This window comes from Nitrosomonas sp. H1_AOB3 (assembly GCF_015709435.1).
In the GTDB taxonomy this organism is placed as follows: domain Bacteria; phylum Pseudomonadota; class Gammaproteobacteria; order Burkholderiales; family Nitrosomonadaceae; genus Nitrosomonas; species Nitrosomonas europaea.
On sequence record NZ_CP054389.1, the window covers coordinates 129,164 to 154,395 of the forward strand.

Consider the following 25,232-nt stretch of genomic DNA (forward strand, 5'->3'; position numbering starts at 1 on the left):
TTTTCAGTTCCGATCAGAAATTATTTTCTCCCGGGTAATTTCTCTAATACTGGCTGTGCCGGTAAGTGCCATGGTCATTTCCAGTTCATCCTTCAGCAGGCGGATGACATGGGCCACACCCAGAGCACCGGCCGTTGCCAGCCCCCAGATGTAGGGGCGGCCAACCAGTACGGCATCGGCTCCGAGCGCCAGCGCTTTATAAATATCGCGCCCATTGCGGATACCGCTGTCGAACAGCACCTTTCCCCGGCCGGATACAGCACTGACGATTTCCGGAAGACACGCCAGGCTCGCAGGAGCACTATCCAGCACGCGCCCGCCATGGTTGGATACTACTAATCCATCGCATCCCAGATCCATCACTTTCCTGGCATCCTCCGGATGCAGGATGCCCTTTACCAGCAGTGGCAGCGAGGTTTGCGCTCTCAGCCAGGCAAGATCCTCCCAGCGGGGCGCTTGCGCCATCCAGCCATTGAATACCTGGCTTTGATGCGGCAAAAGTGCCGGAAACGGCGCCGGTGTATCCAGATTGACCGCGCTGATGCTGGCGGGCAGTTGAATGGTTGCCTGTTTGATCGGTGCATCCGCCGTGAATACGATCGCCTGATAGCCCGCGGTAACGGCCCGGCGCAATAGTTTCAGTGTTCTCGGACGATCTTCCTGCCAATACAACTGAAACCATAAAGGCTGCCCGGCTGCAGTGATGATTTCTTCCAGTGTCTGGCTTGCCAGGCTGCTTACACACAGTTGTCCCCCCTGTGCGTTGGCCGCCATGGCGCTGGCCGATTCTCCATGCGGGTGATACAGGCGCTGGTAGGCGAGTGGTGCCAGGATGACAGGATGTGCCAGTGTCTGGCCAAACAGGGTGATACGGGTATGACCGTCTCGCACATCGGCCATAGGCCGGGGTATAAGCCGGATCGAATCGAATACGCAGTTATTGGTGTGCAGTGTTACCTGATTGCCGCTGCCTTCTTCCAGGTAGTGCCAGACTGCCGGCAGCAGGCGTTCTCTGGCTAAAGGCAGGTAATCGGCTGCGCTTTGTATTCCTTCCGGAATGGTTGCAAGCTTAGGCAGTAACTCGCCCACTAACTGTCAGCCCACTGTCGCAGCAGGTTATGGTAAGTGCCGGTCAGGCTGACGACGGCGGGTGTTTCACCAATATTCTGGCGCAGCTGCAACAATGCCATATCCATTTCATACAGAAGGCGTCGTTGATCGGGGTTACGCACCATGCTCTGGATGAATATGAAGCAGGCCAGCCGTTCTCCGCGGGTGACCGGTGTGACTTGATGGATCGAGGAAGAAGGATAGATCACCATACTGCCTGCCTGCAGTTTCACACCATGCTGGCCGAAAGTATCGTTGATGACCAGTTCTCCGCCATCGTATTCCTGCGGATCAGACAGAAACAATGTGGCGGATACATCGGTGCGGACATATCCACTGCCATCCGGCAGCAGGCGCATGGCATTATCCACATGAAAACCGTAATGATTGGTTTCCCCGCTGTAGCGATTGAAGAACGGCGGTACGATTTTTTCAGGCAGAGTCGCCGTGAAAAACAGGGCGTTGCGGTTGAGTGCTCCCAATACCAGGCGGCGCAGGTTGACTATTTGCGGATCGTTTTCCTGCACTTGCTGATTGTTTTTCACCTGGGCAGCCTGGGTACCGGCCGTTACCAGCCCGCTTACCCAGGCAGATCTGGCCAGCATACTTCTTGCGATGGCCAGTTCCTCTTGTGTCAAAACATCATCGATAGTCAGAAGCACTCAGTTGGATTTCCGGTTAAAAACGATATTCAGCAGTCATGATCGCTCTGCGACGCTGGCCTGGGATGACAAACCCGCCATTGTCGTAAACAGCATCATAATACAGCTTGTTGAATACGTTCTGAACATTCAACCGTACCGCCCATTTTGGTTGTTCATAGGCAACCATCGCATCCCAGCGCATATAGGAAGGCGCAGTGTTGGGATGGAATTCGGTTTCACCCGGCAGGGTGGGGATAGGGCCGGCACCGCTTGGGTTGTAGGCGTAACGCTTGCCTTTTACTTCGACACCTCCACCTACTCTCCAGCCATAGGGCAGTTTATAGGTCGTCCACAGGTTGAATGTATAAGGGGGAGTGTTGCGTGAGCGTTCACCCTCGTATGCCGGGTTACCCGAAGTCAGGGCACCGGTATTCGGATTGACGTTGACAGCCACTTTCCGGACTTCTGAATCCATCACGGTGAAACCGGAGAATACTTCCCAGTTGGGGGTGATGCGGCCTGCCATTTCCAGTTCAATTCCATCGGTGCGGCGTTTTCGGGTAAGGACAGATGCGGTTGATTCGAGATCGGTATTGCGTTCCCATTGCTTGTCGGCACGGTACAGTGCTGCACGCAGTGCCAGATCGCCTTCAAACAACAGCCATTTCGCACCGACTTCCTTGACCTGACTGCGTTCCGGCGGGAGAGGCGCAACGTTGAGCTGATACAGATCAGCCGTCGGACTGAACGAATCGCTATAGGCTACATAAAAATGTGACTGATCTGAAAAATGGTAGGACAAGGCTCCGCGTGTACTCCACTCGCCATATCTCAGTCTGGGAGAGAGCGTATTCGAATATATCGCTTTCATCTCGTCGCGTCGCCCGCCCAGTGTGAGTTTCCATTTAGGAATGAACTCGATCGTATCCTGCATATAAACGGCATAGGTGCGGGATTTGAAATCGACTGGGTTCCCTGCTGAATTAATCTCGTAAGGGCGATACAGAGGAGGATTGGCCGCTGTCGTCCCGCCGAAATTCTGTAAGGAGTGACGGAAGCCGTCTTCATTGAGATATTCTGCACCGGCGAGGAATTCGTGGTTCATTCCAAACAACTGGAATTTTTTATTGTAATCCGTCTGAATGGCTAGTGTTTCGTAGTCCATTGCGCGCGTCGGCCCGCCATTACAGTTAGGTGTACAAATCGTGCCTCCGATATTAGGAGCAACAGTGAGGCTGGGAGTACGTGCCCAGTAACTGCGTTCATAATCGCCGTAGCGTAACTGGGTACGCCATTCACTGTCAGGCGAAAAACGGTGAGTAAAGCTTGCCGTGGTGATATTTACCGTGCTTTTGTCAAAATTACTGTTGGTTCCCCAGTAATATTTTGCTGGAAATCGTTCTTGTGGTCTGCGCGTCGTCGCATCAAAGCTGACACCAAAATCCGGTTTGTCATTCGTTGTCGTGCGGATATGGCTCAGGATGAATTCATTAGCAGTGTTGAGACCTATCCCGGCACTGATGGCAAATCCATCACGATCCAGGCTGGCTCTGTCATCTGCCGCCGGATTCTTGCGCCAGCTGTCTTCGGTACGTTTCATTCCATTGAAACGGATGGCAATGGTATCAGTGATCTGTTTGTTGAAATCACCGGTCATTTCGTAGTAACCGTACATCCCGACGCTACCGGTGATTTTGCCTCTATCCCCAATATGTGGTGCCTTGCTGACCTGGTTGATGACACCACCGGCCTGACCACGTCCGAACATCATGGCACCCGCTCCGCGCAGTACATCCACTTGCTCCATATAGAAGATTTCACGGTTGTACTGTGCAGTATCACGGATACCGTCCAGATACATATCACCAAAGGTGTAGAAACCGCGCAACATCATATTGTCACCGGAACGCCCGCCCTCTGCAGCGTTGAAAGACAAGCCGGCCACGTGGCGCAGCGCATCCCTCAGTGAGCTTGCCTGGTAGTCTTCCATGAACTGGTTGGTAATAGTGGTCACTGCCTGCGGAATATCGTGCGGATCCTGCAATTTTTTACCGACACGAGTCGCAGTGGCACGGTAACCATCCTGCTCTTCGGCGCTCGTCTGCACCTTGATGGTAGGAAGAACGGCAGCTTCGGATGATTCACTCCCTTCCGCTGCAAAGGCGCTGATCGACAGCCCGCCGGCCATCAGTGCTGCGCCCAGGGGGAGCAGCGTTTTTTGCTGTTGCGACATTTCATTTCCCTCTAATGAGATTGTTGATTGGTTTGCTGCTGGTAATTAAAAAATTGTTATTAAGGGTTTCTGGTTCAGAAAGATCGCTGTTCAGATCAATCCCGATTTGTTGCTCATCAGTTGAGACGCTGCTGATAATTAGTATTACAGCCAAGACACATACTAAAAAACCGGAAAACTCGCCCGCAAAGCAAATTCACCGGGACTTTTTAATAAAAAAATAAATCTTAGTGAGAATTATTATAGTTATAGTTAATATTAATATCAATATTTCCTTTATGACGGGCGGGAGAGATTTACAGGGGCTTGTGTCGCCGGATCAGAAGAGCTCAGAGGCTGGTGGGGTAGGGAGAAGGCGAGGAAGGTGAGAACAGCAAGTCCGGCAGTATATTGAATTTTCCTTGTTTTTACTTCCGCCAAAAAACAGGCTGAACCAGTCGGTCAATTACGAACAGTCGATTTCGTTTCCGGATATGGGTGCAATATGTTGAGCGCTACACTTATCCCGGCTTTTTCGACGATACGTATGTGCTCCCGGCGCAGTTCGCGGGCGTGCTTTAATCCGCAGGAATGGGCGATCATATTGATTTCATGACTGACGTTGAGCGCGTAATTGGCTACTCGCAGGTATTTTTCTTCTACTACCAGGCCGCGCTGTAAGCGCGGATTGTGGGTAGTGATGCCGGTCGGACAGGTGTTCAGATGACAGCGCATGGCCTGGATGCAACCCAGGGCAAACATGAATCCGCGGGCGGTGTTGATGAAATCTGCGCCGACGCACAATGCCCAGGCACCCTGTGCAGAAGTAACCAGTTTCCCTGCCGCCACGACGCGTATGCGCTGTTTCAGACCGGATTCGATCAGGGCATCGACCACTCGTGGCAGTGCTTCCGTGATCGGCAGGCCGGCATGATCGAGCAGCGTCTGCGGTGCCGCACCACTGCCGCCTTCTCCACCATCGATCGTCAGAAAATCAGGTGCATATTCCAGACCGCGGCGCAGGATGGTATCACACAGTTCGTTGATGAAATGCCAGCCGCCAATGGCGGTTTTGACGCCCACCGGTCGTCCGGTCAGTTCCCGGATGAAAGCTACCTGATCCAGCAATTCATCGATATTGCCGATATCATGATGCCGATTGGGGCTGATGGAATCCTGATAAGGCGGAATTCCCCGGATAGCAGCAATTTCCGGGTTGACCTTGGAGGCGGGCAGTACACCTCCTTTACCCGGTTTTGCTCCCTGGGAGAGCTTGATTTCGAATGCTTTGACCGACTGAGCGATTTCCTTTGCACGGGTAGCAGAAAAATTTCCCTGTATATCCCGAATGCCGTATTTGGCGGTACCAATCTGCATGATGCGATCGCATTCCCCTTCCAGATGGCAGGGAGCCAGCCCGCCTTCACCTGTATTCAGCCAGCATCCGGCTTTGGCTGCACCGCGTGATAGTGCGCGCACAGCGGGTGTGGAAATGGCGCCATAGCTCATGGCGCTGATATTGATGATGGATCGCGCCAGAAAAGGCTGGTCGCAGTATCCTTCGCCAATGGATAAGGCCGGGGTGGGTAACTGATCTTCTTCCAGTATGGGAAAAGCAGCATTGACGAAAATGAATGCGCCCGGTTCACGCAGATCGTAGGTGGAACCAAAGCCGATGATACCGCCTCTGTTCTTGGCATTTTTGTATATCCATTTCCGGGTGGCGCGGTTGAACGGCATTTCATCGCGATCACCGGAAAAGAAATACTGGCGGAAATATTTTCCCTGGATCTCGAAAAAATAGCGCAACCGGCCAATAATGGGATAATTGCGCAGTATGGCGTGTTCTTTCTGGGTGACGTCGCGGATGAAAAAGGTCACGATGGCGCCGACGACGATCAGCCCAAGAATGGTGCCGACGCTGTAAATGATCAGATCGATCAGGCTGTCAGGCATGGTTCCCCGTTTTCTTGATTGTTGAAAGGATCGAGTTTGAAGCATGTTGCAAAGTGAAGCAATCAGTAACCAGGTTCGCCTGGCATTGAGTGAGGATATCGGTACAGGGGATCTGACTGCTTCCCTCATCCCGCCCGGCAAATGCCTCAGTGCGCAGGTAATCGTGCGGGAGGCCATCGTCATCTGCGGTATCCCGTGGTTCGATGAAAGCTTCCGCCAGCTGTCGCCCTCTGTCAGGATCGACTGGCATGTCAGCGAAGGGCAGCAAACCAGCGCTGGCCAGACGTTATGCGTACTCGATGGAGATGCCCGGGCATTGTTGACTGGGGAACGCACTGCTCTGAATTTTCTGCAGATGCTTTCGGCAGTGGCGACACGTACCCGCAAGTTTGTCGAGGCGATCGAAGGCACTGGCACGCAAATCGTCGATACCCGCAAAACCCTGCCTGGCTTGCGTCTCGCGCAGAAATACGCCGTGCGGTGCGGAGGCGGGGTCAACCATCGTACGGGTCTTTATGACGGTATCCTGATCAAGGAGAACCATATCATTGCGGCCGGCAGTATCGAGGCTGCCTTGCGTAAGGCGATCGAAATCGCTCCTCCCGAAGTGTTCATCCAGATCGAAGTGGAAACACAGGGTGAGCTGATGCAGGCCCTGTCTGCCGGAGCGCGCATGGTTCTGCTGGATAACTTCGATTTGCCCGCTTTGCGGGATGCGGTTGCTTTTAACCGGCAGTTCCCGGGTGGGCCGGCGGTGCTTGAAGCTTCCGGTAACGTCACGCTCGATACTGTGCGTGCGATAGCTGAAACGGGAGTGGATCGTATTTCGATCGGCAGCCTGACCAAGGATATCCGGGCAGTCGATTTGTCGATGCGTTTTTATGAAGCGGTATTGTGATAAAAAATGAGCGGCTGGCTGTCATATCTCATCAAATGATGGGATATGTCCGTTATAGATTGATTGGTGAAAAGGGCAAGGGCTCAATCACGCAAACAGCTCTACATCGAAAGCCACCACGCTGCGGCTGTCCTTGCTGAATTCAGCACCGATGAGGTAAATCGGCTCATTACGGCTTTTGTATTTCTCTGCATAACCTTTTGTCTTGAGTTGTTCCAGGGCATGACCTTCTGGCACCAGTTCCACCACCTTGAATTCGAACAGATAAACATTGGAGTTAAATGTAACTGCCATATCAATGCGGCCATGATGGGTCGTATCCTCCACCACGATATCCAGCCCCAGCGCAGCAAAGTGACTGTAAAACACGCTGGCGTAATAGCCTTCGTATTGCGCAATCGGGTTGTTGCGGTACCAGTCGTGCGGAATACTGGCAAAGAAGCTGGTAAACAACTGCTGCAACCCGGCAAAATTATTGGCTCGCAATAACTCAAGCAACCTGATGCGATGGGTCAGCACCTTCTGGCCTTCAATCCCGAGTGCTGGCAGCAGGGCATTGTTCAGACTGATTTGCACTTCCTTATTGGGATAACCCAGCCAGTAAATGCGCTGTCCCGGCAGATATTCCTCTACACCCTGAAGGGTGGTATAGCCGGTTTGAAACAACAGTGCTTCCGGTTCAATATGGTCAACATCGAAAGCGGAAAGCAGCTCAAGACTGGAATACTGGCGGCTGAGGCTGGGCGTGAAATACCCTCGTTGCATCAACCAGTCAACCAGAAAAGTCGGCGTACCCGTTTCGAACCAGTAGGCACGGAACTCGCGTTTATCAAACAGCAGCAACAGATCAAACGGGTTATAGACCGGCTGACCTGTCCAGTTATAACCGTTGTACCAGTCCTGGATCTGTTGACGATCCAGCCCCGGCAATTCTGGTGCGAAAACGGTATCCACATCCTCATCGGTGTAGCCGCAAATGGCCGAATAATCAGCGTCGATCGTGATGTCATTGAGATTGTTCAGCCCTGAAAAAATACTGACCTTGCTGAACTTTGACACCCCTGTGAGAAAGGCGAATCTGATATGGGCATCCTGTCCCTTGATGACTGAATACAGGTTACGTAATCCCTCCCGCATGGCACGCGCAATTTCCGGTTCAGTAATGTTGTCAAGAATCGGTTTGTCGTACTCATCGACCAGAACAACACAGCGCTGGCCATATTTTGCTTCAGCATTTTGCAGCAGCTCGGCAAAGCTGCCCGGGATATCACTTTCTTGTTTGCAAGTCACTCCCAGACGTTGCTGATTCTGTTCCAGCAGCCAGTAAATGCGCTTATCCAGTTGCGCCCGGCTTTCCAGCCGCCCTTCGGCAAAGCTCAGACGAATTATCGGATATCTGACTGACCAATCCCACCGATCATGACAGTAAAGCCCGTGGAATAAGGCTTCATTGCCGGCAAAAAGCTCGGCAAGTGTATCAAGAAACAGGCTTTTACCAAACCGGCGCGGGCGGGAGAGAAAATAGTACTTTCCCTCCATTGCCAGTTTCAGGGCAAACGAAGTTTTATCAACGTAGTAATACGATTCTTCGCGAATTTCGCGGAAGGTCTGAATGCCAATAGGTAGCTTTTTTGTCATTACCGCTCGAGATCGTGAGGTAAAAAGATTGGAACCTTTGGTAAACTCCAGCTCCGATGAGGATTTTTGTGCTGACGTGGTGCAAAAAGAAGTGACAGATAGCCATTTCTGGCGTGACTGATGATTGCACACATGCTGACGAACGATAGCACACCCCACCGGATCATGGAATGTTGGGATGTGTCCAGTACGAACTGCTTCCAGAGCACAATGTATGCCGAAACGAGGGTGGATCGTGTTTCGATCGGCAGCCTGACCAGGGGCATCCAGGCAGTCGATTTGTCGATGCGTTTTTACGGAGCGGTCCCCAGCGCCGCGATGACCTGATCGTCATCGATCTGTGGAAACGAATGATAAAACTGGCCTACTGAATAAAATACTGCCGGTGTTTCCAGACAGATGGTCTCATCCGCAAGCGGCGTGATGTCAGCCAGTGTTCCGGCAGGTGCAACAGGTACAGCACATATCAGTTTGCGCGGCCGCCGGCTGCGCACGGTGTGCAGTGCCGCAATCATAGTGGCACCGGTTGCCAGGCCATCGTCCACCACGATCACGATCCGGTCATGCGGATCTGCAGGCGGGCGAACGGGCGTATAGCGCAGGCGCCGTTCACGTAATAATTCGAGCTGGGCAGCCTTTTCGGTTTCGATGTATGCGGGAGTGGCACCGCTTTGTGCAGCATGGCCGGCCAGATAAACCTGCCCGTTCTCATCGATGGCACCAATCGCGAATTCCGGATTGCCGGGCGCGCGCAGCTTGCGTACCAGCACGACATCCAGTTCACCACCCAGCTTGTCTGCGATGATGCGGGACATAGGTACCGCACCGCGTGGAATCGCCAGTACCAGCGGGTTCTGTCCCCGGTAGATTTTGAGCTGTTCTGCCAGCCGGATGGCGGCTGCGGTACGATCTTCGAACATTTTTCCCTCCTTCGCAGCAATTGATGACCATATCCTACACCGGCAGATGCCGGTGAGCGATAGCTGCTTTTTTGCACTGGTAACGTGTGGGAAGCGTTCAGGAAAGATAAAAAACAGAAGCTGGACGGAGAAACTCAGTGAGGAAGATGAGGAGCGGGTGTTTGTCACCGGGAGAGCAGTTCAACGTATGCCTGGTAGCTGTAGCTGCGGTTCTTTTTCTGCCCGGTCATCTCCGTCACGATGCCTAAATCTTCCAGTACCCTGACGGCCGCAGTTGCGGTGGGGAAGCTGGTATCGAGTTGCCGGCGCACGCGTTCGATGGTGAAGCGCGGCATCATCGGCAGCATTTCGAAAAGCCGGTAGCTCGCAGGGCCGGCCTTGGTGGATTGCAACATGCGTTTGCGGTCTGTAGCGATGAGGCTGGCGACTTCAATGATATTTTTCTCCGCATCGCCAGCGGCGGTTGCTACCCCCTCCAGAAAGAAAGTCACCCAGGATTCCCAATCCCCGTCAGTGCGGATCGCCGACAAGCGGCGGTAGTACTCGGCCTGGTGTTGCTTGAGGTAGCCACTGAGATACATCAGGGGCTCGGTCAGCAACTCCCAATGCTCGAACAGGGCCGCGATCAGCAGCCGTCCGATGCGCCCGTTGCCATCGAGAAAGGGGTGGATGGTTTCAAATTGAGCGTGGATGAGTGCCACCTTCACCATGGGTGGCAAATCGGTCGCAGTGCCGTGGATGAACCGCTCCATATCGGCCAGCAGCGCAGGAACGTGCTCCGGCGGTGGCGGTACAAAAACCGCGTTGCCGGGCCGTGTGCCACCGATCCAGTTTTGTGACCGCCGCAACTCGCCCGGTTGCTTGCCAGCACCGCGCACACCATCCAGCAGGCGTCGGTGCGCCTCGCATAGTAGCCGCATACTGATGGGCAGCCCTTTGGGATCGCGCAGCTGCTCCTGAGTCCAGCGGAAAGCACGAAGGTAGTTGGTTACCTCCTCCACACCATCGGTATTACTGACTTTGAAGCCTGCTTCCTCATCGAACAAGTCGGTCAGTGTGGCCTGCGTGCCCTCAATCTGCGACGTGAGCAAGGCTTCCTTACGGATGGCGCTGTACAACAACCAATCCACTGATGGCGCCAAACCGGACACGCCTGCCAAACGCGCAAGCGCCAATTCGGCCTGCCGGTTGAGGTCGGTGAACATCTTGGGTGACAGATCTGGATCAGACGGAGGCAGGGAATGGGGCACGAATGCGCGCACCGATTCGCCCGGATTCGTGGAAATCGAGTAGATCCCTGTTGTGCGTGTCATTGAAAGCGGCCTTTAGTAGTGCACCTGAAGATTAAAGCATTCTTTAATTTAATTGACAACAATTAAAGATGGCTTTCATTCGCTCATGACACATCACTTCACCCGTCGCAGGCGCTTGACCAACTCGGTCACCCACACCCCAGCTGGTGGCGGATTTGGTTGTTTTCTTCGTGGCCATATCAGCTACTACTTATCGCTATTTGAAATTTGTTTGCGGTGGCAGATATTCGAACTTTTCGAACAACGGCACGTTATCGGCATCCAGCATCACATACACCTGAGCGGATACTCGCTGCGTATGCGTATAGTCACGGTTGGCCAATTGCTCCAGGGTCAAACCAAAGTAGCCTGCCATAATGCCTTCAGCTGTGAGATCAGCCAGCTGCAGGTTATCAATTACACCGACTGCGCGCACCAGCCGGTTTCGGACTTCGGCCAACGCAACCGGCGCGCCTTGATATCCTTATAGATCTGCTGACGTGACTTGTTTGCCAGTCGGGCAAAATCAGGTAGTGGCAGGTTGTGCGATTCCCCGAAAGCCTCCAACAGCACAGCACGACCGCGCTGAATATTGGTTTCACCCGGTACCCGGCGGGTATCAGTACGCAATGCTGCAGCTTTCCTGGCTAAGGTTTGTTCCACCGTCTCTATTTCAAGTGGAATTTTCATGGATGGCGGGAGTTCAACTGATTCAAGACGTTCCTGCACAAACGCTTCCAGTTCGGCTGCAAAGGCTTGAGCATCCCGAATCTCGACAGTATCGGAGAAACGGCGTACTTCCTCCAATGTTACTTTAGGGAACCTCTGAAAAACTACCTGCGTTGCCATTTCTGCGTTAAAAGTCGGCTTAAAATGCTCATTTATTACGTATAAACTCCGCTTTTTCGCCGATTTCTACCTTGAACTGACTACCTCGTCGACGTTTTTCAGAGGTTCCTTAGGCAAGTGATCAGCAATGAATTCCAGCGTCCTGGTCATGGATAGCTCCCTCCAATAAAGTGGGGATAGATTAGGCACCTTTGTATACTTTGCCAACTATGACAACTTGTATCTATCAAAGCCCTCCGGATCATAACTTCCGCGGGTAGGTGAAGAGCAATTAGACAAAGGAAAAGGTATGGAAAGCGAAGCATTTTTTGCCGAACTATTTTTCACTGATGGGAGTAAAACACTAGGAGTGGCTATTATGGCTATAATAGGCTTTTTAGGAGGGCCTCGTAATGAAAGCCATTACCGCTAAGGATGCAAAAAATAAATTTGGAGAAATGCTGGACACTGCGCAGCGGGAACCGCTTACCATCGAAAAACATGGACGGGCGGTTGCCGTGATCATGTCAGTGCAGGAATATCAGCAAATGAAACTCGAAAGATTACGTGCAAAACTGGCAGCAGGTGAGGCGCAACTGGACAGGGGAGAAGGCGTGGAAGGCGAAACATTCTTTGCCGAACTGTTAAATGAGAAATGAAACACTACCTCCTCTCACCGGAAGCAAAAACGGATATCACCAACATACGTCAATACACAACCCAGCAATGGGGAAAAACGCAGGCAGACAATCCAATACTTGGGCGAGCAAGAGATGAAATAAAGGAAGGCTACCGCAGTTTCAGTGAGGGCAACCACGTAATATTTTATCGCATGGCTGGAAGCGTAATCGAGGTTATCGGTATCCCATATCAGAACATGGACATTGAACAGAATTTAAGCAATGGAAATCTTCTCCCCCCAGATATTGCGGATCATGAACCTGAAGATGGCTGAAAACGAAGCACCCGGATGTGATGAACTATACTTAACTCGCAGAAAGTGCGAATGCGATACCCAGCCAAAATGCTTTGAAACTCACTTCGCCACAAAACCGGTACTGCCCAATCAGGATCGTGTTCGAACAAGGCTTCTGCAGTGGTGGTGTATTCGGGGCCACAGGCAGATAAAAATGAGCCAGCACATTTGAATCCACGACGATCATGGGCGCCCCTGCCTTTTCATGATGTCGATATCGCATGCCTGAAATTTTTCAGGGTTCAGCCCGGCCCATAGCTAACGGGCACGCTCCAGCCGCTCGCCGGGGGAGATTCTGGTTGACATAAGCACAGTCTCAAGGCACACAATGATTTCACTGTTGAGGCTGCGGCGGTGCATTTCTGCGGCAACTTTGAGCCGTTCATACACATCATCCGGAATATTTTTCAGTGCGCTTCGTCATCGCGGCAGCGAATGAAATGAAGCGGGAAGCAGGAAGCGATCCAGAAACAATGTGACAGGATGTGACGCAAAGGACTATTTCGAGTGATCGCATCTAACAATTCAGTCAACAGGACAGCCAGCAAACTGGCGCTTGTTGGTGCCCTTCGCTTCGGCTACCTGTTGCCTCAGACGTTAGCCCGCATTTCAGGCATTCGCGTTGAATTCGAACGGATTGAAAATCCCGACGCCGAACGACGAGAAGTCAGAGACATTACGAGTCACCACCGTCAGACCGTGAATCTTGGCAATGGACGCGATCATCGCATCTTCAATGAGTGTGTTGGACTTCTTATGTGTCAGCTTCGCCCAGCAGCGGAATGCTGGACCGTCCATGACCAATACGTTGTAAGAGTCGCTCACAAGGTCCAGCCAAGACTCAATTTCAGCTGCTTTGGCCGGATCTTGTTCGCGAGTTAACTCAATGCCGGCCTGAATTTCACCGAGCGTTACGGTGGCCAGGTGTAGGCTGGCGTCGTCCACGGAATTTATCCAGGCGAGTACAGCCCCATGTGGGCGCGGTTTGCGGAGTTCTGAAACAACGTTGGCATCCAGCAGATACATTGTGTTCACCGCAGGGGTTCAACTTGGCGCCGGCGGGCTTTACCTCGCTCGGGAACGAGCATCTCAGTGCGGGCTGAGTCAGAGAGCAACAATTGCTTAAGCGAGGGGCGTGCAGCCGCTTGCAAGCGCCGCCATTCTCCAATGGGCACCAATACCGCTTCTTCGGCGCCCCGGCGGGAAACAATCTGGGGTCCTTCGGTTATGCAGGCATCCAGAAACTCGCTAAAGCGAGCCTTGGCGTCTTGAACAGGCCAAACATGCATCAGGAATCTCCATTAAGTATAAATAACTAGACATATGACTATGTCTATCCTGTCGGGTGAATAGGGTCAATCCGTAACGTACGCTGCGAGCTAACCATTTTCTGCAGGCGCTGCATAGCCTTCGCAGCCAGGGAACCTCTGAAAAACGTTAGCGAGGCAGTCAGTTCAAGGCAAAAATCGGCGAGAAAGCGGAGTTTATACATGATAAATGAGCATTATGAGCCGACTTTTAACGCAAAAATGGCAACGCAGGTAGTTTTTCAGAGAATTCAGATTCACGTGTGCTGGTTATTATCATCGAGTTTTTCTGGCACCAAGCGATAGCCAAGCGCATTCATAATCGAATTGACATTATCAAATCTGGGATTGCCTTTGCTGGACAGGGCATGTTGAATTCCCTGCCTCGTCATCCCTGCCTTTTCAGCAATGTGGCTTATGCCTTTTACCTTGGCGATAACGCGCAGCGAAGCCAGCAGGGAAGCTGAATCATGATCTTCTCCGTACTCATCGAAAATTTCGTCAAGATAAGCATTGATTTCTTCCGGGTGATTGCGGAAATAATCTTCCTCAACTTCCCTGAATTGTCGGTATATTCGTTTAGCCATGATCCCTGCACTCCTTCCAATATTCTTTTGCAGCTTGTATATCCCGGTCTTGACTGTCCTTGTCGCCACCGCATAACAGGATAACCATATGACCAGCCTCTTCACCAAAATATACCCGGTAGCCGGGGCCGAAAAATATTCGCAGTTCCGACACGTCTTCACCAACCGGGCGACAATCGCCATATAACCCTTGTTCCAGTCTGCCGATGCATCTCAAAATGAAGCGACGCCTCTTTGGTCGCGCAAGCCATCGAGCTGCTCTGTAAAAGGCTCCTTGCCTTTATCATCCTGATAGATGCCAAGGGGGCTATGGCACATACCCTTTGGCGCGCATCCAATCCACGTAGGGTTGAGCGATGGGGGATGCGCGGCCAAGAAACTTCCCGCCTTTTCTTACTGAGAAACAGCTTTTATAAGTACCTGGACAGCCTGAATAGCATTCTCAAAATCGAGAGTTTGACTAGATTTCGCATAGGAAACGTCTTCGACAAATCGCCTGTACTCTTCCGCATATGCTTTGTCTGTTATTAAAATATCCAGCATCTTGTCCAGCTTCTGAGGCATAGCCATGCCTTCCAAAGACAGGTCGTTTTTAGCGCGGTTGTTATCTTCCTGCATGGATTTTGCAACCAAGCCTGCAAACCCTGCATGGGCCAGCGCCCGGTCTTTCAGAATAGCCAGATCATGAATATGCCGGACAATGGAGGGATCGTCATATTGTCCCCCGCGTACTCTGTCCGGAATGCGCCATGCAATGGCGCTCAGCTTGTCAGCAGCACTTTCGACCGGATCAATGCAGCTTATGGCTACCACCTCCGGCGGGTGCTTTGCCAATTCGTTCAAAAATGACGAGACCGGCAGGGATATATGGGGGAGCTGGATATTCCGTGCTGTCATTTCAATCTGGATATGGGGACGCAATGAGTTCTCTCTCGGGAAGACCGTCTCATATTCCAGATCAATCGAAAAAAAGCGGTTTTCATCTCTGGCTTTCACATGATGGGCTTCTATGGCAAAGCCATCGGCACGAAGGGCATCCAGAACGGTATATTTGAAGCTGGAAAGATTTTTGCGGGTATGAAGCTCAGGATTCACCAGAAGCCTGAAATCCACATCTTCTGAAAATCGAAAAAGCAGGTTATGGGCTTTTGAAAGGGCGGTGCCACCAGAAAAGACGACTTCAAATCCATCCTGATTGATCCCCCTGATAGTGCGAATTACCTGTGTGACCAGCCAATCTTTCTCCACGAAAGATTCTTTCATCCCTTTCAGGGCAGCCACTTCGATGAGAAGGTCTTTATCCGGTCGCACGTTCATAACTGACATAGGCTCCGTTATATCCGATCTTCCGGCTTACTCGCCCTTTAACAGCGATTTTACGACCGGTAGGAACCTGCGTCGTTATGCCCGCATTATAATTTTTTTCCAGTTGCGAAACACCGATCTCAATACCCAGACGCTCCAAGGCTTCTTTAGCCAAGGTTGGCAAAGGAAGAATGGGTATAACCTCTCCCGTCAGGGCAGAACGTTTAGCCTTGGCATAGAGGCCATATCCAATTCTGACGAGTTTTCCGGCAGCCGCAAGCTGGCGCAGTATACGGCCAATCTGGTCATATCCGCCTAAATCTTCAAAATCTTTACGGACAAAAACAGCATTATTTTTCCTCGCTATTCTTGCAGATACTTTATATGATAATCTTTCGTATTTAGACATTTTATGTCAGCCATTTATATATACAAAAACACGACATATACCTGTTACAAACATACGACATTATGTATCAAAATTCAAGCTTAATCAGGGTGAGGAACCTTAGTTTTCAGCTGTTTGATAAATATGTTTTAACCGGTTAGATCGGGTGTAATCGGGTGTAATCGGGTATGATCGGGTACAGAATCGGATATAGAAAACTTTCATGCAAGAACCCAGAATTCTCATTACTCAAGAATTATTAAAGCTCATTGCCGAGATTGATGAATTTAAAGGCAAGTGGGAAGTTTTGAAAAATCTATCCCCGGAGCGGCTGCGCCAGCTTCGCAAGGTGGCAACCATTGAAAGTATCGGTTCGTCTACTCGGATCGAGGGAGCAAAGCTGACAGATATGCAGGTGGAAACCCTGTTGTCCAATCTATCGTCCCTGTCCTTCAAGACCCGTGACGAGCAGGAAGTGGTTGGCTATGCCGAGGCGATGGATATCGTCTTCCAAGCTTACGAGGATATGACCATCACCGAAAACCATATCCGACAACTTCATCAAACGCTCTTGCGGCACAGCGATAAAGATGAACGCCACCGGGGGGAATACAAGAAAATCGATAATCACGTTGTTGCCATAGATGAGCACGGCAAGGAAATTGGCGTGGTTTTTGAAACGGCCACGCCCTTCGATACCCCGCGCAAAATGGAAGAACTGGTGCGATGGGTCAACAAAGCGATTACGGAGAACAGCTTTCACCCGCTATTGATCGTGGCGGTCTTTGTGGTGGTGTTTCTGGCCATCCACCCGTTTCAGGATGGCAATGGCAGACTGTCACGCATCCTGACAACGCTTATGTTGCTTCGGGCCGGGTACAGCTATGTGCCGTATGCTTCTCTGGAAAGCGTGGTGGAGGATAACAAGGATTTATACTACAAGGCACTCCGGCGCACACAAACCACCCTAAAAACAGACAGCCCGGATTGGGAGCCTTGGCTTGGTTTTTTCCTGCGCTGCCTGAAAAAACAGAAAGCCAATCTTGCCGCCAAGATAGAAAAAGAGAAAGCTTCGGATGATACAACCTTGTCCGTTTTATCTATTCAGATCCTGGAATTGCTTAAAAAGCACGAACGGCTCTCTATCGCGGAGATGGTGGAACATACAGGCGCAAACCGGAATACGCTTAAAGTGCGCCTGAGAGAACTGGTTTCCATGGGACGAATTCAACGTCATGGCAAGGCCAGAGCGACCTGGTATGTATTGAATCGAAAGTAAAGAAATGCCCCCAGACCAAAATATACCCCTTGATACCGAAATTGAACGAAACCGCTTTGCGGCGCGGATTAATTCAAGCGTTAGCGGTCACCTGCGTTAGCGTGTTTTCTGAAAAGGGTACAATGTCCGACATGAACAATATTTCTATTTCCGATATTCTTGAACTTCCAATACAAGAGCGTATTCGTCTTGTTGAGCTTATCTGGGACAGCATTGCAGCGGTGCCTGAAGCCGTGGAGATTTCGCCTGAACTAAAAATTGAACTCGAAGCACGAATGGCAGAGTTTGAGGCAAACCCCGAAGCTGGTTATTCTTGGGAGCAGGTGAAATCCTGCCTTAAAGATGACTCATGGCGTTCCGCCTAAAATTCTCTTCGTGAGCGTTGCGTGAAATTGGCGAAGCACAAGAGTGGTATGAATTGCAAAGCTTCGGTCTCGGTGAAGAGTTCGTCGCCGCAATGGAGTTACATCTTAGAGTAAAGAGCAGTCATGAACGAAGCCTGGAATCGAATGTAAAATTACGGATAATCTCAATCGTAACTTCTTTCATCATTGGATGATTTGGGTTGATGACTATGTTTCGAGCCTCTGGAATTACCGCTGATGGCACAATTAAACCGAGATATTTTCCATTGAGTAAGAAAGAATCACCATAGGTAGCTGCAGTTGGAGATCCGGGAAGGGCACTCCAACCATCTGGTAAAGCATCAGGCGGTGGAATTTTGTAAAGGCTATTATCATCCGGCAAAGTCATTTTGACGACCACAAGATTCAGTGGAAGATTCGAACCTGTATGTACCAGCTTCTCCATAGCAGCGATTTCCAGCGAGAGACCAGCATAAATTGCTGGTATGCCAGCACTATTCCAATGTTGACCTTTTATGCTGGCTCCATATCCGGTACGGTCCAGAGCAAATTCTTTTCTGGAAATTCTCCAGACAAACACTAGGCAACGCCTCCATAAGCAATGGAAGCCAAAACTTTCCTTACTTCATCAGCACCCATATCAGTATCAAGTAACGATAGAGGGGATTCGCCCAAAGCCAGATTAGATTCGAGCATCCAACGCTTCGCCAGGTCTGAAGAATCAAAAACTTTTTCTGCTTCGGCCTCGATTAGTGCAATTCGTGCCAATCTTTCGGATTCCAAAGGACCAAGTTTTCCGCTTGATCTGATCTTTCTGGTAATGGTTGCATCAGAGATACCCAGTAACTTTGAAAGTTTTGCTTGAGATATACCGTAGTACCGCCCGGCACCAACTAAGTGAGTTACTTTTACTCCATCTCGCACCATCTTAATCCTTTTAGCCGGAGGCATTTTCAGGATCGTCATGCCCCATTCCAGGAAAGAATGTCCGGATGATATTTCCTTTTGTTTGGCTTGTTTTCGCCCAATGTTCATTATTTGACACCATCAAATGATTAAATACTTACACTCAAAAGATCATATCATTGATAAAGATAAGGATTCTATTCAAAGTGGCCTGTGACCAGCCTTTTTCGATTTAAGGGAACTTGAGACAATGTCATCTTGACGAGAGAAAGGCGTATGAAGAAGATGCAATACAGTGATGAACAGATCGTCCGGCCTGCGGAAACGGACAAGGATACAGTGGCCGAGATTGTCAGGCGCTACACACCTGGCGCAAGGAATACGGTAGCATGGTGATCGAAATGTAGCATCTATTGGCCTGTGCTTTTCTCCTATGGCCAGGGCAATGGCTAGCCGTGGGTTCGACGACGACAATCCCCGTAGCCTCTTCATTTTTGTCAGTTTTACGATGTGCTGTGTAGGTAATCCTCTACAAAATAGTGGTGAATGAAAGGTTACCGAGTCACATGCACATAAAAGCCGCGATGATTACCAGAACGAAGAAGAGGTTCTTCTGCTTGTGCAATTTCCTCTTCTTTTGTTCTGGGGGAGCTTACTCTCCCGAACGAAATCTTTAGAGCAGCATGAAAACCGTGGTCGATCCCCATTTTTCTGCACACACCATCTTGATAGCAATCGACAGACAAAAATCCTGGAATTATCAGTATACGTACGTAACCCATGGGATCGTTTCTTCAAGGAAAAGTACTTTTGATCATTGTCACATGGTTAAAGTAAAAACGCTTTTTCCTGAGGGGTTCTCACCGATAGGCATGAGTGGGAGCGCGCTATACGGTATGGATCGGAGTGGAAATGTTCGATTTGGTGGTGCTGTAATTGAATTCAACGAATACACAAACGAATATATGGTTATTGGTGCAGCCATCCTGTCAGGGTTGCTTGGTCATGAAAATGCCTAACAAGGCCATTAAGTTCGCTCCCTGCGGTCGCCGGACGCTCGCAAGCTCGCGCCGTTTATGGCGGCGTTAGAGCATATCATCCAGATATTTGATTCCCACTCAATAAAGGTATACTTTCTATACCATGATAACTTTTGAGTTTGACGAGGCAAAGAGTCAGGCCAATCTTCTGAAACATGGCATCAGCTTTATTGATGCTCAAGCATTATGGAATGATCCAAGATTACTGGAGATTCCCGCAAAAACAGAAGATGAACCACAATACCTCATGATAGGGCTGATTAACGGCAAACACTGGTCTGCCGTTATCACTTACAGGGGTACAAATATCAGGCTTATTTCCGTTCGTTGCTCACGTACCGAGGAGGTGACACTATATGAAAGCTAAAGATTTTGAACAGCAGTTTGACGAAGGCGTCGATATTACTGCTTCGCTGGATTTGTCAAAGGCAAAGCGCGTATTACAAGAGCAAAAACGTGTCAATGTCGATTTCCCAACGTGGATGATTGAGTCTCTTGACCGGGAAGCTGAAAAGCTTGGTGTGACCAGGCAATCTATCATTAAGGTGTGGCTTGCCGAACGCCTCGAAAAGGCTGCTCTAACCCATTCATCAAGCGGGACGCGCTAAAGCGCGCCCCTTATGTCCAACGTTAGCCTGCAATTGAAGCGATTGCATATTGCATACGTCGTACGTACAATATACGTATGAGCCTATCCTTCGAGTGGGATCCAGAAAAGGCGATCCAGAACCTGCGCAAGCATGGTGTTTCGTTCGAAGAGGCTGCGTCAGTGTTCTCCGACGAGCGAGCTCGCCTCATTGACGATCCCGACCATTCGGCTGAGGAGGAACGGTTCGTCTTGCTGGGTTTCAGCGCGAATCTTCGAGTCCTTGTCGTGGTTCATTGTTACCGGAGATCTGGAAGCACGATTCGCCTTATTTCCGCCCGGAAGGCGACACGAGAGGAGAGGCGGTTTTACCCATAGGTATGCCCATGAGACAACAGTATGACTTCAGTTCATCGAGGAAGAATCCCTACGCAGCGAAGCTCAAGAAGTCGGTGACGATTCGGCTGGACGAGGAATCGATTTCCTACTTCAAGTCGATGTCCGAGGAAACTGGCATTCCGTATCAGAGCTTGATCAATCTCTATCTGAAGGAATGCGCAGCATCAGGTAAGCGGCTGAATCTCTCGTGGAAGTAGCGCGTTGCCGTCTAACGATTAAGGTTATGTCGTGATCGTGAAGCGAACCACGACATAACCGGTTGTTGAACAAGCCCGGCTCCGGGTTCTCTGGAAACAGCTTTTTGTGATCTGTTCTGAAGTTGGACTGAAGGTCCGGTGTTTTCACCGGGAAATGCCAGTGTTAGTACTCAGACCTGAATAACCCGGTGATGTGGTCAAAGCTTTCTGTACACCTCAGTTAAGCAACATTTTTCAACATTTCCATTTCTGCCTCATGTTGGTTTGGACTTTTGTAGCCCAAGTATGAATGCAGTCGATGGCTGTTATAAAACAGGAAATATACTGCAGCGCATCTTGCTGTGCTGCATAGCGAGTCAGGTAGCATTGCCAATGGATTTGCTCCTGTTTAAGGCTACCGAAAAAGCTCTCGGCCACTGAATTATGCCGGACCTTGTCCTCTCGCTTGTCAGCTTGCGAAACTACGCTACGCTTGTTTTTTCAACAAATTTTCACACGATGCATACTGCTGATAAAGCCATGTATTTTTAAAAGTTGGCGGTACTGTTTGCTGGCGTATTGCGATCCAAGATCCGAATGTGCTATCAGTCCTGCTTATGGTTGACGTTGCCAGACAGCCATTTGCAATGCATCACAAACCAGTTTTACTTTCATTCTTGTACTCATACTCCAGCCAACCATCGTCAGGTCACGCAAGGGTCGCAAGATAGAAAGCCTGGCGACAATAATTGTCGAGGAGGTACTGGCGAAACTTGCAGCTATTCTGGATTGAAGGGAAGGGATACGATGGTGAAGAGCTTTTTATCGGGAGTGTTGTGTACGGTAATCCCCACACAACGTGGTCGGTCCCCATTTTCCTGCACACACCGTCTTAATAGCAATCGACAGACAGAAATCCCGGAACGGCCAGCATACGCACCAACAACTTCAATATGAATGAATCATCCAGGATCCTGGATGTTGATATATCAGTCACCCTCGTTCTCACTGTAATAAACAGATAATTCCTCCTTTTCTCGCTGATTGAGATCAACTTCAAACGCAGCAGAATGCCTGAAACCTCATTTTTGAAATTTCAAAGGAGCTGATTTGCTCCTGATCAGGGTAGCAGGCTGCTACGAAGCTGATCGAATGAGCAAGGTGTGATCAGAACAGAAGATTGCGATATTTCATTCATACAGTTTTTTTAAATTCAAAACCTTACTGAATAATGAGTTTTGTTATACATCCGTTTATAAAGAAGTATGCACCGTTTACGGTGCATACTAAACGTTAGGCAAAAGGAGTATGGAATGAGTGATTGGGATTTTCTTCATGAAATGCACGACCGTGGTTATAGCGCCGCAGACATAGCTGATGCTGCTGGGTGTGGTTATGCACCTTGGGAGGCAGTTTATATTGAAGAACAGGAAACAGAAGATGCGTTGAAGGAATTGCAAGCTAAGCGGAGTGCGAAAGAAATTTCGCGTGACGAATTCTTACAAGCAAGGGCTAAAATTCTTGGCCACCGTAGTGCCTAACATTGCGCTCAAGCCGACCTGCCTACGGCGGGCGGCTTATCTGGGCTGTTAGACATTTGGAGTACATACATGGCGAAGGTAAGAACAGAGGCCGAACTCGGTGAGGCCCTTAAAAACAAAGAAGAGACTATTGAAATAGAAGGGGATCTTGCCAATAAAACATTCAAAATAAGAGCAACTGGGAAAGTTGCTTGGGTTGTCGCTATTGGTGCAATCTCCATAGCCGCTTACGGAACGGCTGCAACACTAGGAACAGGTGGCACAAGTGCGCCGGTAACAGCAACCAGTGCCTTCATTGCTGCTCCTGTAGCAGTTGGTGTTTTAGGTGGCGCTGTTACTTATTCTGCAATAGCCATTGCCATAGCTGCCGGTGGAGTTGGGGCATTAACAACTCTTCGTGGGTATAAACAAGTATTACGCAGCCAAGATAGGCTCGTACTAAAGCGCAAATAATTGTCTAACTATTCAATCCAGCCGACACCCCCCCTACGGGCGGCGCGGCTGATTTCAAACGTTATGTATTGCTTTGCCTCGTTGGGACAATTACTTAAAACGCCAAGGAATACTTTATCGTGACATTTGAGTGTCAAGAAATTTCTAGACTGCTGGTCGAAGCGGAAAATAAGATATCAAGCTTTGAGAGGAAAATTCAAAACATATCTATCACCGTGGAACCGCTAAAGGTAAAGCGAGAAGCGGTTCTGGCAGCTCTTGAATACGCAAATAGAGAAGAAGCTAGAAGAAAGCTAACGGGCCTGTTCGTCAGAGATGGCGAGTACGGTTTTCCCATCAATTTTTCGGAAGAACTATTGCGTAAGCTTGAGCAGCGAAAAAATGAACTAGATAAGAGAATTCAATATTATGAAAACAAGTGCGAGGAAAGACAGAAGGGAATCGAGTTCATCCGTCAGGATATTGAACTATTAAAGAAGGCCCAATACTTGGAGCTCAATGCGAGTCTCTATGAAGCAGCAGCCATAATAGACGACTGAATCGCCCCGGGTTTTGAGGAGGCTCCAACTTTTGAGAGAATGGAGCCATGAATAAACAAAACAAGCGAAACAAGTTTTCCCCTGAAGTTCGTGAACGATCTGTTCGTCTGGTACAGGAGCATCGCGGCGAATATCCATCGCTATGGGCGGCGGTTGAATCAGTTGCACCCAAGATTGGCTGTGTGCCCTCCACGTTGCTGGAATGGGTTAAACGTAGCGAAATTAACAATGGCGCACGCGAAGGTCTGACAAGCAGTGAACGTGATCGCCTCAAGGCGTTGGAGCGTGAGAACAGGGAACTGCGCCGAGCCAATGAGATATTGAAAACAGCCAGTGCTTTTTTCGCCCAGGCGGAGCTCGACCGCGTTCTGAAGAAGTAAACGCTTACATTGACCAGTATCGGAGTATCTATGGGGTCGAGCCAGTCTGCAAGGTGTTGCAGGTTGCCCCTTCAGCGTACTGGCGCCATGCTGCCCGCCAGCGCTATCCACAATTACGCAGTGCGCGGGCTCGCAGAGATGAGTTGTTGATGGCTGATATCCGGCGTGTCTGGCAGGCCAATATGCAAGTCTATGGTGCACGCAAGATCTGGTATCAATTGCAACGTGAAGGTGTGACTGTGGCGCGTTGTACGGTTGAACGTCTGATGCGCCAGCTGGGTTTACAAGGTGCCCGACGGGGCAAAATCATTCGCACCACTGTTGTCCGGCAGAACGCGACTTGCCCGCGCGATCTCGTCAACCGGATGTTTCATGCCAATCGGCCCAATCAGCTGTGGGTCTCGGACTTCACCTATGTATCAACCTGGCAGGGCTGGTTGTACGTGGCTTTTGTTATCGATGTATTTGCCCGCCGCATCGTTGGCTGGCGTGTCAGCAGCACCATGAGTACGGATTTTGTGCTTGATGCGCTGGAGCAGGCTTTGTATGATCGCCGTCCTGCTGATACCCTGATTCATCATTCCGACAGAGGATCGCAATACGTGTCGATCCGTTATACCGAACGTCTGGCACAAGCCGGTATTGAACCGTCTGTCGGCAGTCGCGGTGACAGTTACGATAATGCGCTGGCTGAAACGATCAATGGCCTGTACAAGGCTGAACTGATACACAGGAGAGCTCCCTGGAAAACCAGGGCTGCTGTGGAGCTGGCAACTTTGGAATGGGTTGCCTGGTATAACCATCAACGCCTGCTTGGATCTATCGGGTATATTCCTCCAGCTCAGGCTGAAGAAAACTACCGACAAACCCAGGATAATAAGACATTGATGGATATTTTACTTTAACCAAATAGCCTCCTCGATTGTCGGGACGGTTCAATCGAAGGTAACCAACCGGCCAAAGACAATGATTGGGAGTCGATTGCTAGCGGCGCCAATCAAGACGAGAAAATCAAGCGCTGGATCGCAGAACAAATGCAAGGCCGCACTTGCACGATTGTTCTTGTCGGCACATCTACCGCTAATCGCAAATGGATCAATCACGAGATAGTTAAGTCCTGGAATGATGGGCTGGGTGTGGTCGGAATTCGAATTCATGGCCTAAAGGATCGAAACGGAAATACGTCAGCAATGGGGAAAAACCCTTTCGATCACATAACTCATGGCCCAAGTAAGAAGCCGCTTTCCTCTCTCGTCAAGTGCTATAACCCTGCGGGTGCTACCAGTCAGGATCGTTACGCATGGATTGCTCAGCACCTCGAAAATGCAGTGGCAGAAGCAATACGAATCCGAAAAGCGAACTCGTAACAAAGTGACGCCCAACCCTTCGGTCAAGAGGGACGCTCCGCCGGCAAGCCGGCTACGCGCCTCTTACCTTCAACGTTAGGCATCAGTCGTTCGCATCTCTCACGTGCAGTGATAAATAGCTATGGTGGAGACATCCACCA

Annotated in this window: 36 protein-coding genes, 2 pseudogenes and 1 other annotated feature; of the genes and pseudogenes, 17 read left to right on the top strand and 21 right to left on the bottom strand. The window is 50.2% G+C overall.

Going from position 1 to position 25,232, the window contains the following annotated elements:
• Positions 1 to 3 precede the first annotated feature (3 nt).
• The 4 genes from HRU73_RS00600 to HRU73_RS00615 all read right to left on the bottom strand — a co-directional run bounded on the left by HRU73_RS00600 (position 4) and on the right by HRU73_RS00615 (position 5,922).
• The gene (locus HRU73_RS00600) at positions 4 to 1,089 is read right to left on the bottom strand and encodes an alpha-hydroxy acid oxidase (RefSeq protein WP_287399035.1); all 1,086 of its coding nucleotides are present in this window, start codon (positions 1,087 to 1,089) and stop codon (positions 4 to 6) included.
• Complete coding sequence (locus HRU73_RS00605; protein ID WP_287399036.1) at positions 1,089 to 1,772, bottom strand: Fe2+-dependent dioxygenase; 684 nt, start codon at positions 1,770 to 1,772, stop codon at positions 1,089 to 1,091. Before HRU73_RS00605 ends, HRU73_RS00600 begins: the two co-directional genes overlap by 1 nt.
• 16 nt (positions 1,773 to 1,788) lie before the next feature.
• Entirely contained in the window at positions 1,789 to 3,987 is a 2,199-nt protein-coding gene (locus tag HRU73_RS00610) for a TonB-dependent receptor (RefSeq protein WP_011112626.1), read from the bottom strand.
• Positions 3,988 to 4,428: 441 nt separating this feature from the next.
• Entirely contained in the window at positions 4,429 to 5,922 is a 1,494-nt protein-coding gene (locus HRU73_RS00615) for an FMN-binding glutamate synthase family protein (RefSeq protein WP_287399037.1), read from the bottom strand.
• A 43-nt stretch (positions 5,923 to 5,965) separates the two neighbouring features.
• Between HRU73_RS00615 and nadC the strand changes: the two genes are divergently transcribed.
• Entirely contained in the window at positions 5,966 to 6,820 is an 855-nt protein-coding gene (gene nadC / locus HRU73_RS00620) for a carboxylating nicotinate-nucleotide diphosphorylase (protein ID WP_011112624.1), read from the top strand.
• 87 nt (positions 6,821 to 6,907) lie between these two features.
• On the opposite strand, the gene HRU73_RS00625 is transcribed toward nadC, so the two are convergent.
• From HRU73_RS00625 to HRU73_RS00645, 5 genes are all read right to left on the bottom strand, one after another.
• Positions 6,908 to 8,458, bottom strand: a complete 1,551-nt coding sequence (locus tag HRU73_RS00625; protein WP_287399038.1) for a PD-(D/E)XK nuclease domain-containing ATP-binding protein — start codon at positions 8,456 to 8,458, stop codon at positions 6,908 to 6,910.
• A gap of 293 nt (positions 8,459 to 8,751) precedes the next feature.
• The gene (locus HRU73_RS00630) at positions 8,752 to 9,378 is read right to left on the bottom strand and encodes a phosphoribosyltransferase (RefSeq protein ID WP_276818295.1); all 627 of its coding nucleotides are present in this window, start codon (positions 9,376 to 9,378) and stop codon (positions 8,752 to 8,754) included.
• 164 nt (positions 9,379 to 9,542) lie between these two features.
• Entirely contained in the window at positions 9,543 to 10,691 is a 1,149-nt protein-coding gene (locus HRU73_RS00635) for a Fic family protein (protein WP_287399039.1), read from the bottom strand.
• A gap of 196 nt (positions 10,692 to 10,887) precedes the next feature.
• Positions 10,888 to 11,106, bottom strand: coding sequence for a hypothetical protein (locus tag HRU73_RS00640; protein ID WP_287399040.1), 219 nt, complete (start codon positions 11,104 to 11,106; stop codon positions 10,888 to 10,890).
• Positions 11,088 to 11,519 (bottom strand): hypothetical protein, encoded by a 432-nt coding sequence (locus HRU73_RS00645; RefSeq protein ID WP_502709301.1) that lies wholly within the window; start codon positions 11,517 to 11,519, stop codon positions 11,088 to 11,090. The genes HRU73_RS00640 and HRU73_RS00645 overlap by 19 nt, the downstream gene beginning before the upstream one ends.
• A 289-nt stretch (positions 11,520 to 11,808) precedes the next feature.
• Here HRU73_RS00645 and HRU73_RS00650 point away from each other — a divergent pair, with 289 nt between their 5' ends.
• From HRU73_RS00650 to HRU73_RS00660, 3 genes are read left to right on the top strand one after another with little or no spacing between them, the layout of a single operon-like run.
• Complete coding sequence (locus HRU73_RS00650; RefSeq protein ID WP_287399041.1) at positions 11,809 to 11,931, top strand: hypothetical protein; 123 nt, start codon at positions 11,809 to 11,811, stop codon at positions 11,929 to 11,931.
• The gene (locus HRU73_RS00655; RefSeq protein WP_281871647.1) at positions 11,912 to 12,157 is read left to right on the top strand and encodes a type II toxin-antitoxin system Phd/YefM family antitoxin; all 246 of its coding nucleotides are present in this window, start codon (positions 11,912 to 11,914) and stop codon (positions 12,155 to 12,157) included. Before HRU73_RS00650 ends, HRU73_RS00655 begins: the two co-directional genes overlap by 20 nt.
• Positions 12,154 to 12,453 (top strand): type II toxin-antitoxin system RelE/ParE family toxin, encoded by a 300-nt coding sequence (locus tag HRU73_RS00660; RefSeq protein ID WP_287399042.1) that lies wholly within the window; start codon positions 12,154 to 12,156, stop codon positions 12,451 to 12,453. The genes HRU73_RS00655 and HRU73_RS00660 overlap by 4 nt, the downstream gene beginning before the upstream one ends.
• 31 nt (positions 12,454 to 12,484) lie before the next feature.
• Here HRU73_RS00660 and HRU73_RS00665 read toward each other — a convergent pair whose 3' ends face one another.
• The 8 genes from HRU73_RS00665 to HRU73_RS00695 form a co-directional block, all read right to left on the bottom strand.
• Entirely contained in the window at positions 12,485 to 12,661 is a 177-nt protein-coding gene (locus HRU73_RS00665) for a hypothetical protein (RefSeq protein ID WP_287399043.1), read from the bottom strand.
• A 71-nt stretch (positions 12,662 to 12,732) separates the two neighbouring features.
• A complete protein-coding gene (locus HRU73_RS13345; protein WP_502709315.1) occupies positions 12,733 to 12,885 on the bottom strand; it encodes a FitA-like ribbon-helix-helix domain-containing protein in 153 nt (50 codons plus the stop codon).
• A 198-nt stretch (positions 12,886 to 13,083) separates the two neighbouring features.
• Positions 13,084 to 13,500, bottom strand: a complete 417-nt coding sequence (locus tag HRU73_RS00670; protein ID WP_287399044.1) for a type II toxin-antitoxin system VapC family toxin — start codon at positions 13,498 to 13,500, stop codon at positions 13,084 to 13,086.
• Positions 13,501 to 13,505: 5 nt separating this feature from the next.
• Positions 13,506 to 13,763, bottom strand: coding sequence for a type II toxin-antitoxin system Phd/YefM family antitoxin (locus tag HRU73_RS00675; protein WP_011112617.1), 258 nt, complete (start codon positions 13,761 to 13,763; stop codon positions 13,506 to 13,508).
• A 275-nt stretch (positions 13,764 to 14,038) separates the two neighbouring features.
• Positions 14,039 to 14,368 carry an addiction module antidote protein gene (locus HRU73_RS00680; protein WP_287399046.1) on the bottom strand — a complete coding sequence of 110 codons (330 nt, stop codon included), beginning with the start codon at positions 14,366 to 14,368 and terminating at the stop codon, positions 14,039 to 14,041.
• Positions 14,361 to 14,585, bottom strand: coding sequence for a type II toxin-antitoxin system RelE/ParE family toxin (locus HRU73_RS00685; protein ID WP_287399048.1), 225 nt, complete (start codon positions 14,583 to 14,585; stop codon positions 14,361 to 14,363). The genes HRU73_RS00680 and HRU73_RS00685 overlap by 8 nt, the downstream gene beginning before the upstream one ends.
• A 176-nt stretch (positions 14,586 to 14,761) precedes the next feature.
• Positions 14,762 to 15,685, bottom strand: a complete 924-nt coding sequence (locus HRU73_RS00690) for a nucleotidyl transferase AbiEii/AbiGii toxin family protein (protein WP_287399050.1) — start codon at positions 15,683 to 15,685, stop codon at positions 14,762 to 14,764.
• Entirely contained in the window at positions 15,666 to 16,082 is a 417-nt protein-coding gene (locus HRU73_RS00695; RefSeq protein ID WP_287399051.1) for a DUF6088 family protein, read from the bottom strand. Before HRU73_RS00695 ends, HRU73_RS00690 begins: the two co-directional genes overlap by 20 nt.
• A 202-nt stretch (positions 16,083 to 16,284) precedes the next feature.
• On the opposite strand from HRU73_RS00695, the gene HRU73_RS00700 reads away from it, so the two are divergent.
• Positions 16,285 to 17,340 carry a Fic family protein gene (locus HRU73_RS00700; RefSeq protein ID WP_287399052.1) on the top strand — a complete coding sequence of 352 codons (1,056 nt, stop codon included), beginning with the start codon at positions 16,285 to 16,287 and terminating at the stop codon, positions 17,338 to 17,340.
• Between the two features lie 41 nt (positions 17,341 to 17,381).
• Positions 17,382 to 17,705, top strand: coding sequence for an addiction module protein (locus HRU73_RS00705; protein WP_287399053.1), 324 nt, complete (start codon positions 17,382 to 17,384; stop codon positions 17,703 to 17,705).
• A gap of 121 nt (positions 17,706 to 17,826) precedes the next feature.
• Here the strand turns inward: HRU73_RS00705 and HRU73_RS00710 are convergent, their stop codons facing one another.
• The gene (locus HRU73_RS00710) at positions 17,827 to 18,285 is read right to left on the bottom strand and encodes an RES family NAD+ phosphorylase (RefSeq protein ID WP_287399054.1); all 459 of its coding nucleotides are present in this window, start codon (positions 18,283 to 18,285) and stop codon (positions 17,827 to 17,829) included.
• A complete protein-coding gene (locus tag HRU73_RS00715) occupies positions 18,285 to 18,740 on the bottom strand; it encodes an Xre family toxin-antitoxin system antitoxin (protein ID WP_276818291.1) in 456 nt (151 codons plus the stop codon). Before HRU73_RS00715 ends, HRU73_RS00710 begins: the two co-directional genes overlap by 1 nt.
• Before the next feature lie 554 nt (positions 18,741 to 19,294).
• On the opposite strand from HRU73_RS00715, the gene HRU73_RS00720 reads away from it, so the two are divergent.
• The 5 genes from HRU73_RS00720 to HRU73_RS00740 all read left to right on the top strand — a co-directional run bounded on the left by HRU73_RS00720 (position 19,295) and on the right by HRU73_RS00740 (position 20,833).
• Positions 19,295 to 19,630 carry a hypothetical protein gene (locus HRU73_RS00720; RefSeq protein WP_287399056.1) on the top strand — a complete coding sequence of 112 codons (336 nt, stop codon included), beginning with the start codon at positions 19,295 to 19,297 and terminating at the stop codon, positions 19,628 to 19,630.
• Positions 19,631 to 19,754: 124 nt separating this feature from the next.
• The gene (locus HRU73_RS00725) at positions 19,755 to 20,018 is read left to right on the top strand and encodes a BrnT family toxin (protein ID WP_287399058.1); all 264 of its coding nucleotides are present in this window, start codon (positions 19,755 to 19,757) and stop codon (positions 20,016 to 20,018) included.
• Positions 20,008 to 20,259, top strand: coding sequence for a type II toxin-antitoxin system BrnA family antitoxin (gene brnA / locus HRU73_RS00730; protein ID WP_287399060.1), 252 nt, complete (start codon positions 20,008 to 20,010; stop codon positions 20,257 to 20,259). Before HRU73_RS00725 ends, brnA begins: the two co-directional genes overlap by 11 nt.
• 77 nt (positions 20,260 to 20,336) lie before the next feature.
• The gene (locus HRU73_RS00735; RefSeq protein ID WP_287399062.1) at positions 20,337 to 20,615 is read left to right on the top strand and encodes a BrnT family toxin; all 279 of its coding nucleotides are present in this window, start codon (positions 20,337 to 20,339) and stop codon (positions 20,613 to 20,615) included.
• Positions 20,616 to 20,623: 8 nt separating this feature from the next.
• The gene (locus HRU73_RS00740) at positions 20,624 to 20,833 is read left to right on the top strand and encodes a BrnA antitoxin family protein (protein WP_287399064.1); all 210 of its coding nucleotides are present in this window, start codon (positions 20,624 to 20,626) and stop codon (positions 20,831 to 20,833) included.
• A 220-nt stretch (positions 20,834 to 21,053) separates the two neighbouring features.
• Here the strand turns inward: HRU73_RS00740 and HRU73_RS13515 are convergent.
• Together HRU73_RS13515 and HRU73_RS13520 are read right to left on the bottom strand one after the other, a co-directional pair.
• Positions 21,054 to 21,256, bottom strand: a pseudogene (locus HRU73_RS13515) (IS3 family transposase); the annotation flags it as partial.
• A gap of 68 nt (positions 21,257 to 21,324) precedes the next feature.
• Positions 21,325 to 21,514: pseudogene (locus HRU73_RS13520) on the bottom strand (DDE-type integrase/transposase/recombinase); the annotation flags it as partial.
• Positions 21,515 to 22,125: 611 nt separating this feature from the next.
• Here HRU73_RS13520 and HRU73_RS00750 point away from each other — a divergent pair.
• The 6 genes from HRU73_RS00750 (at position 22,126) to HRU73_RS00770 (ending at position 25,092) form a co-directional block, all read left to right on the top strand.
• Positions 22,126 to 22,353: a hypothetical protein gene (locus HRU73_RS00750; protein ID WP_287399066.1), complete on the top strand. Its 228-nt coding sequence runs from the start codon at positions 22,126 to 22,128 to the stop codon at positions 22,351 to 22,353.
• The gene (locus HRU73_RS13350) at positions 22,346 to 22,405 is read left to right on the top strand and encodes a DUF1010 domain-containing protein (protein WP_353765141.1); all 60 of its coding nucleotides are present in this window, start codon (positions 22,346 to 22,348) and stop codon (positions 22,403 to 22,405) included. The genes HRU73_RS00750 and HRU73_RS13350 overlap by 8 nt, the downstream gene beginning before the upstream one ends.
• A 17-nt stretch (positions 22,406 to 22,422) precedes the next feature.
• Positions 22,423 to 22,806 carry a PM1101 family membrane protein gene (locus HRU73_RS00755; protein WP_287399068.1) on the top strand — a complete coding sequence of 128 codons (384 nt, stop codon included), beginning with the start codon at positions 22,423 to 22,425 and terminating at the stop codon, positions 22,804 to 22,806.
• A gap of 119 nt (positions 22,807 to 22,925) precedes the next feature.
• Positions 22,926 to 23,345, top strand: a complete 420-nt coding sequence (locus tag HRU73_RS00760; protein WP_287399070.1) for a hypothetical protein — start codon at positions 22,926 to 22,928, stop codon at positions 23,343 to 23,345.
• Positions 23,346 to 23,392: 47 nt separating this feature from the next.
• Positions 23,393 to 24,630 (top strand): IS3 family transposase gene (locus HRU73_RS00765; protein WP_287399072.1). Its coding sequence is split into 2 segments (ribosomal slippage): positions 23,393 to 23,681 and positions 23,681 to 24,630, totalling 1,239 coding nucleotides; the frame shifts between segments, so codons are not numbered across the junction.
• Positions 23,680 to 23,796, top strand: a sequence feature (AL1L pseudoknot). It overlaps the preceding gene by 117 nt.
• 33 nt (positions 24,631 to 24,663) lie before the next feature.
• Complete coding sequence (locus HRU73_RS00770) at positions 24,664 to 25,092, top strand: TIR domain-containing protein (protein ID WP_287400090.1); 429 nt, start codon at positions 24,664 to 24,666, stop codon at positions 25,090 to 25,092.
• The last annotated feature ends 140 nt before the right edge of the window (positions 25,093 to 25,232 follow it).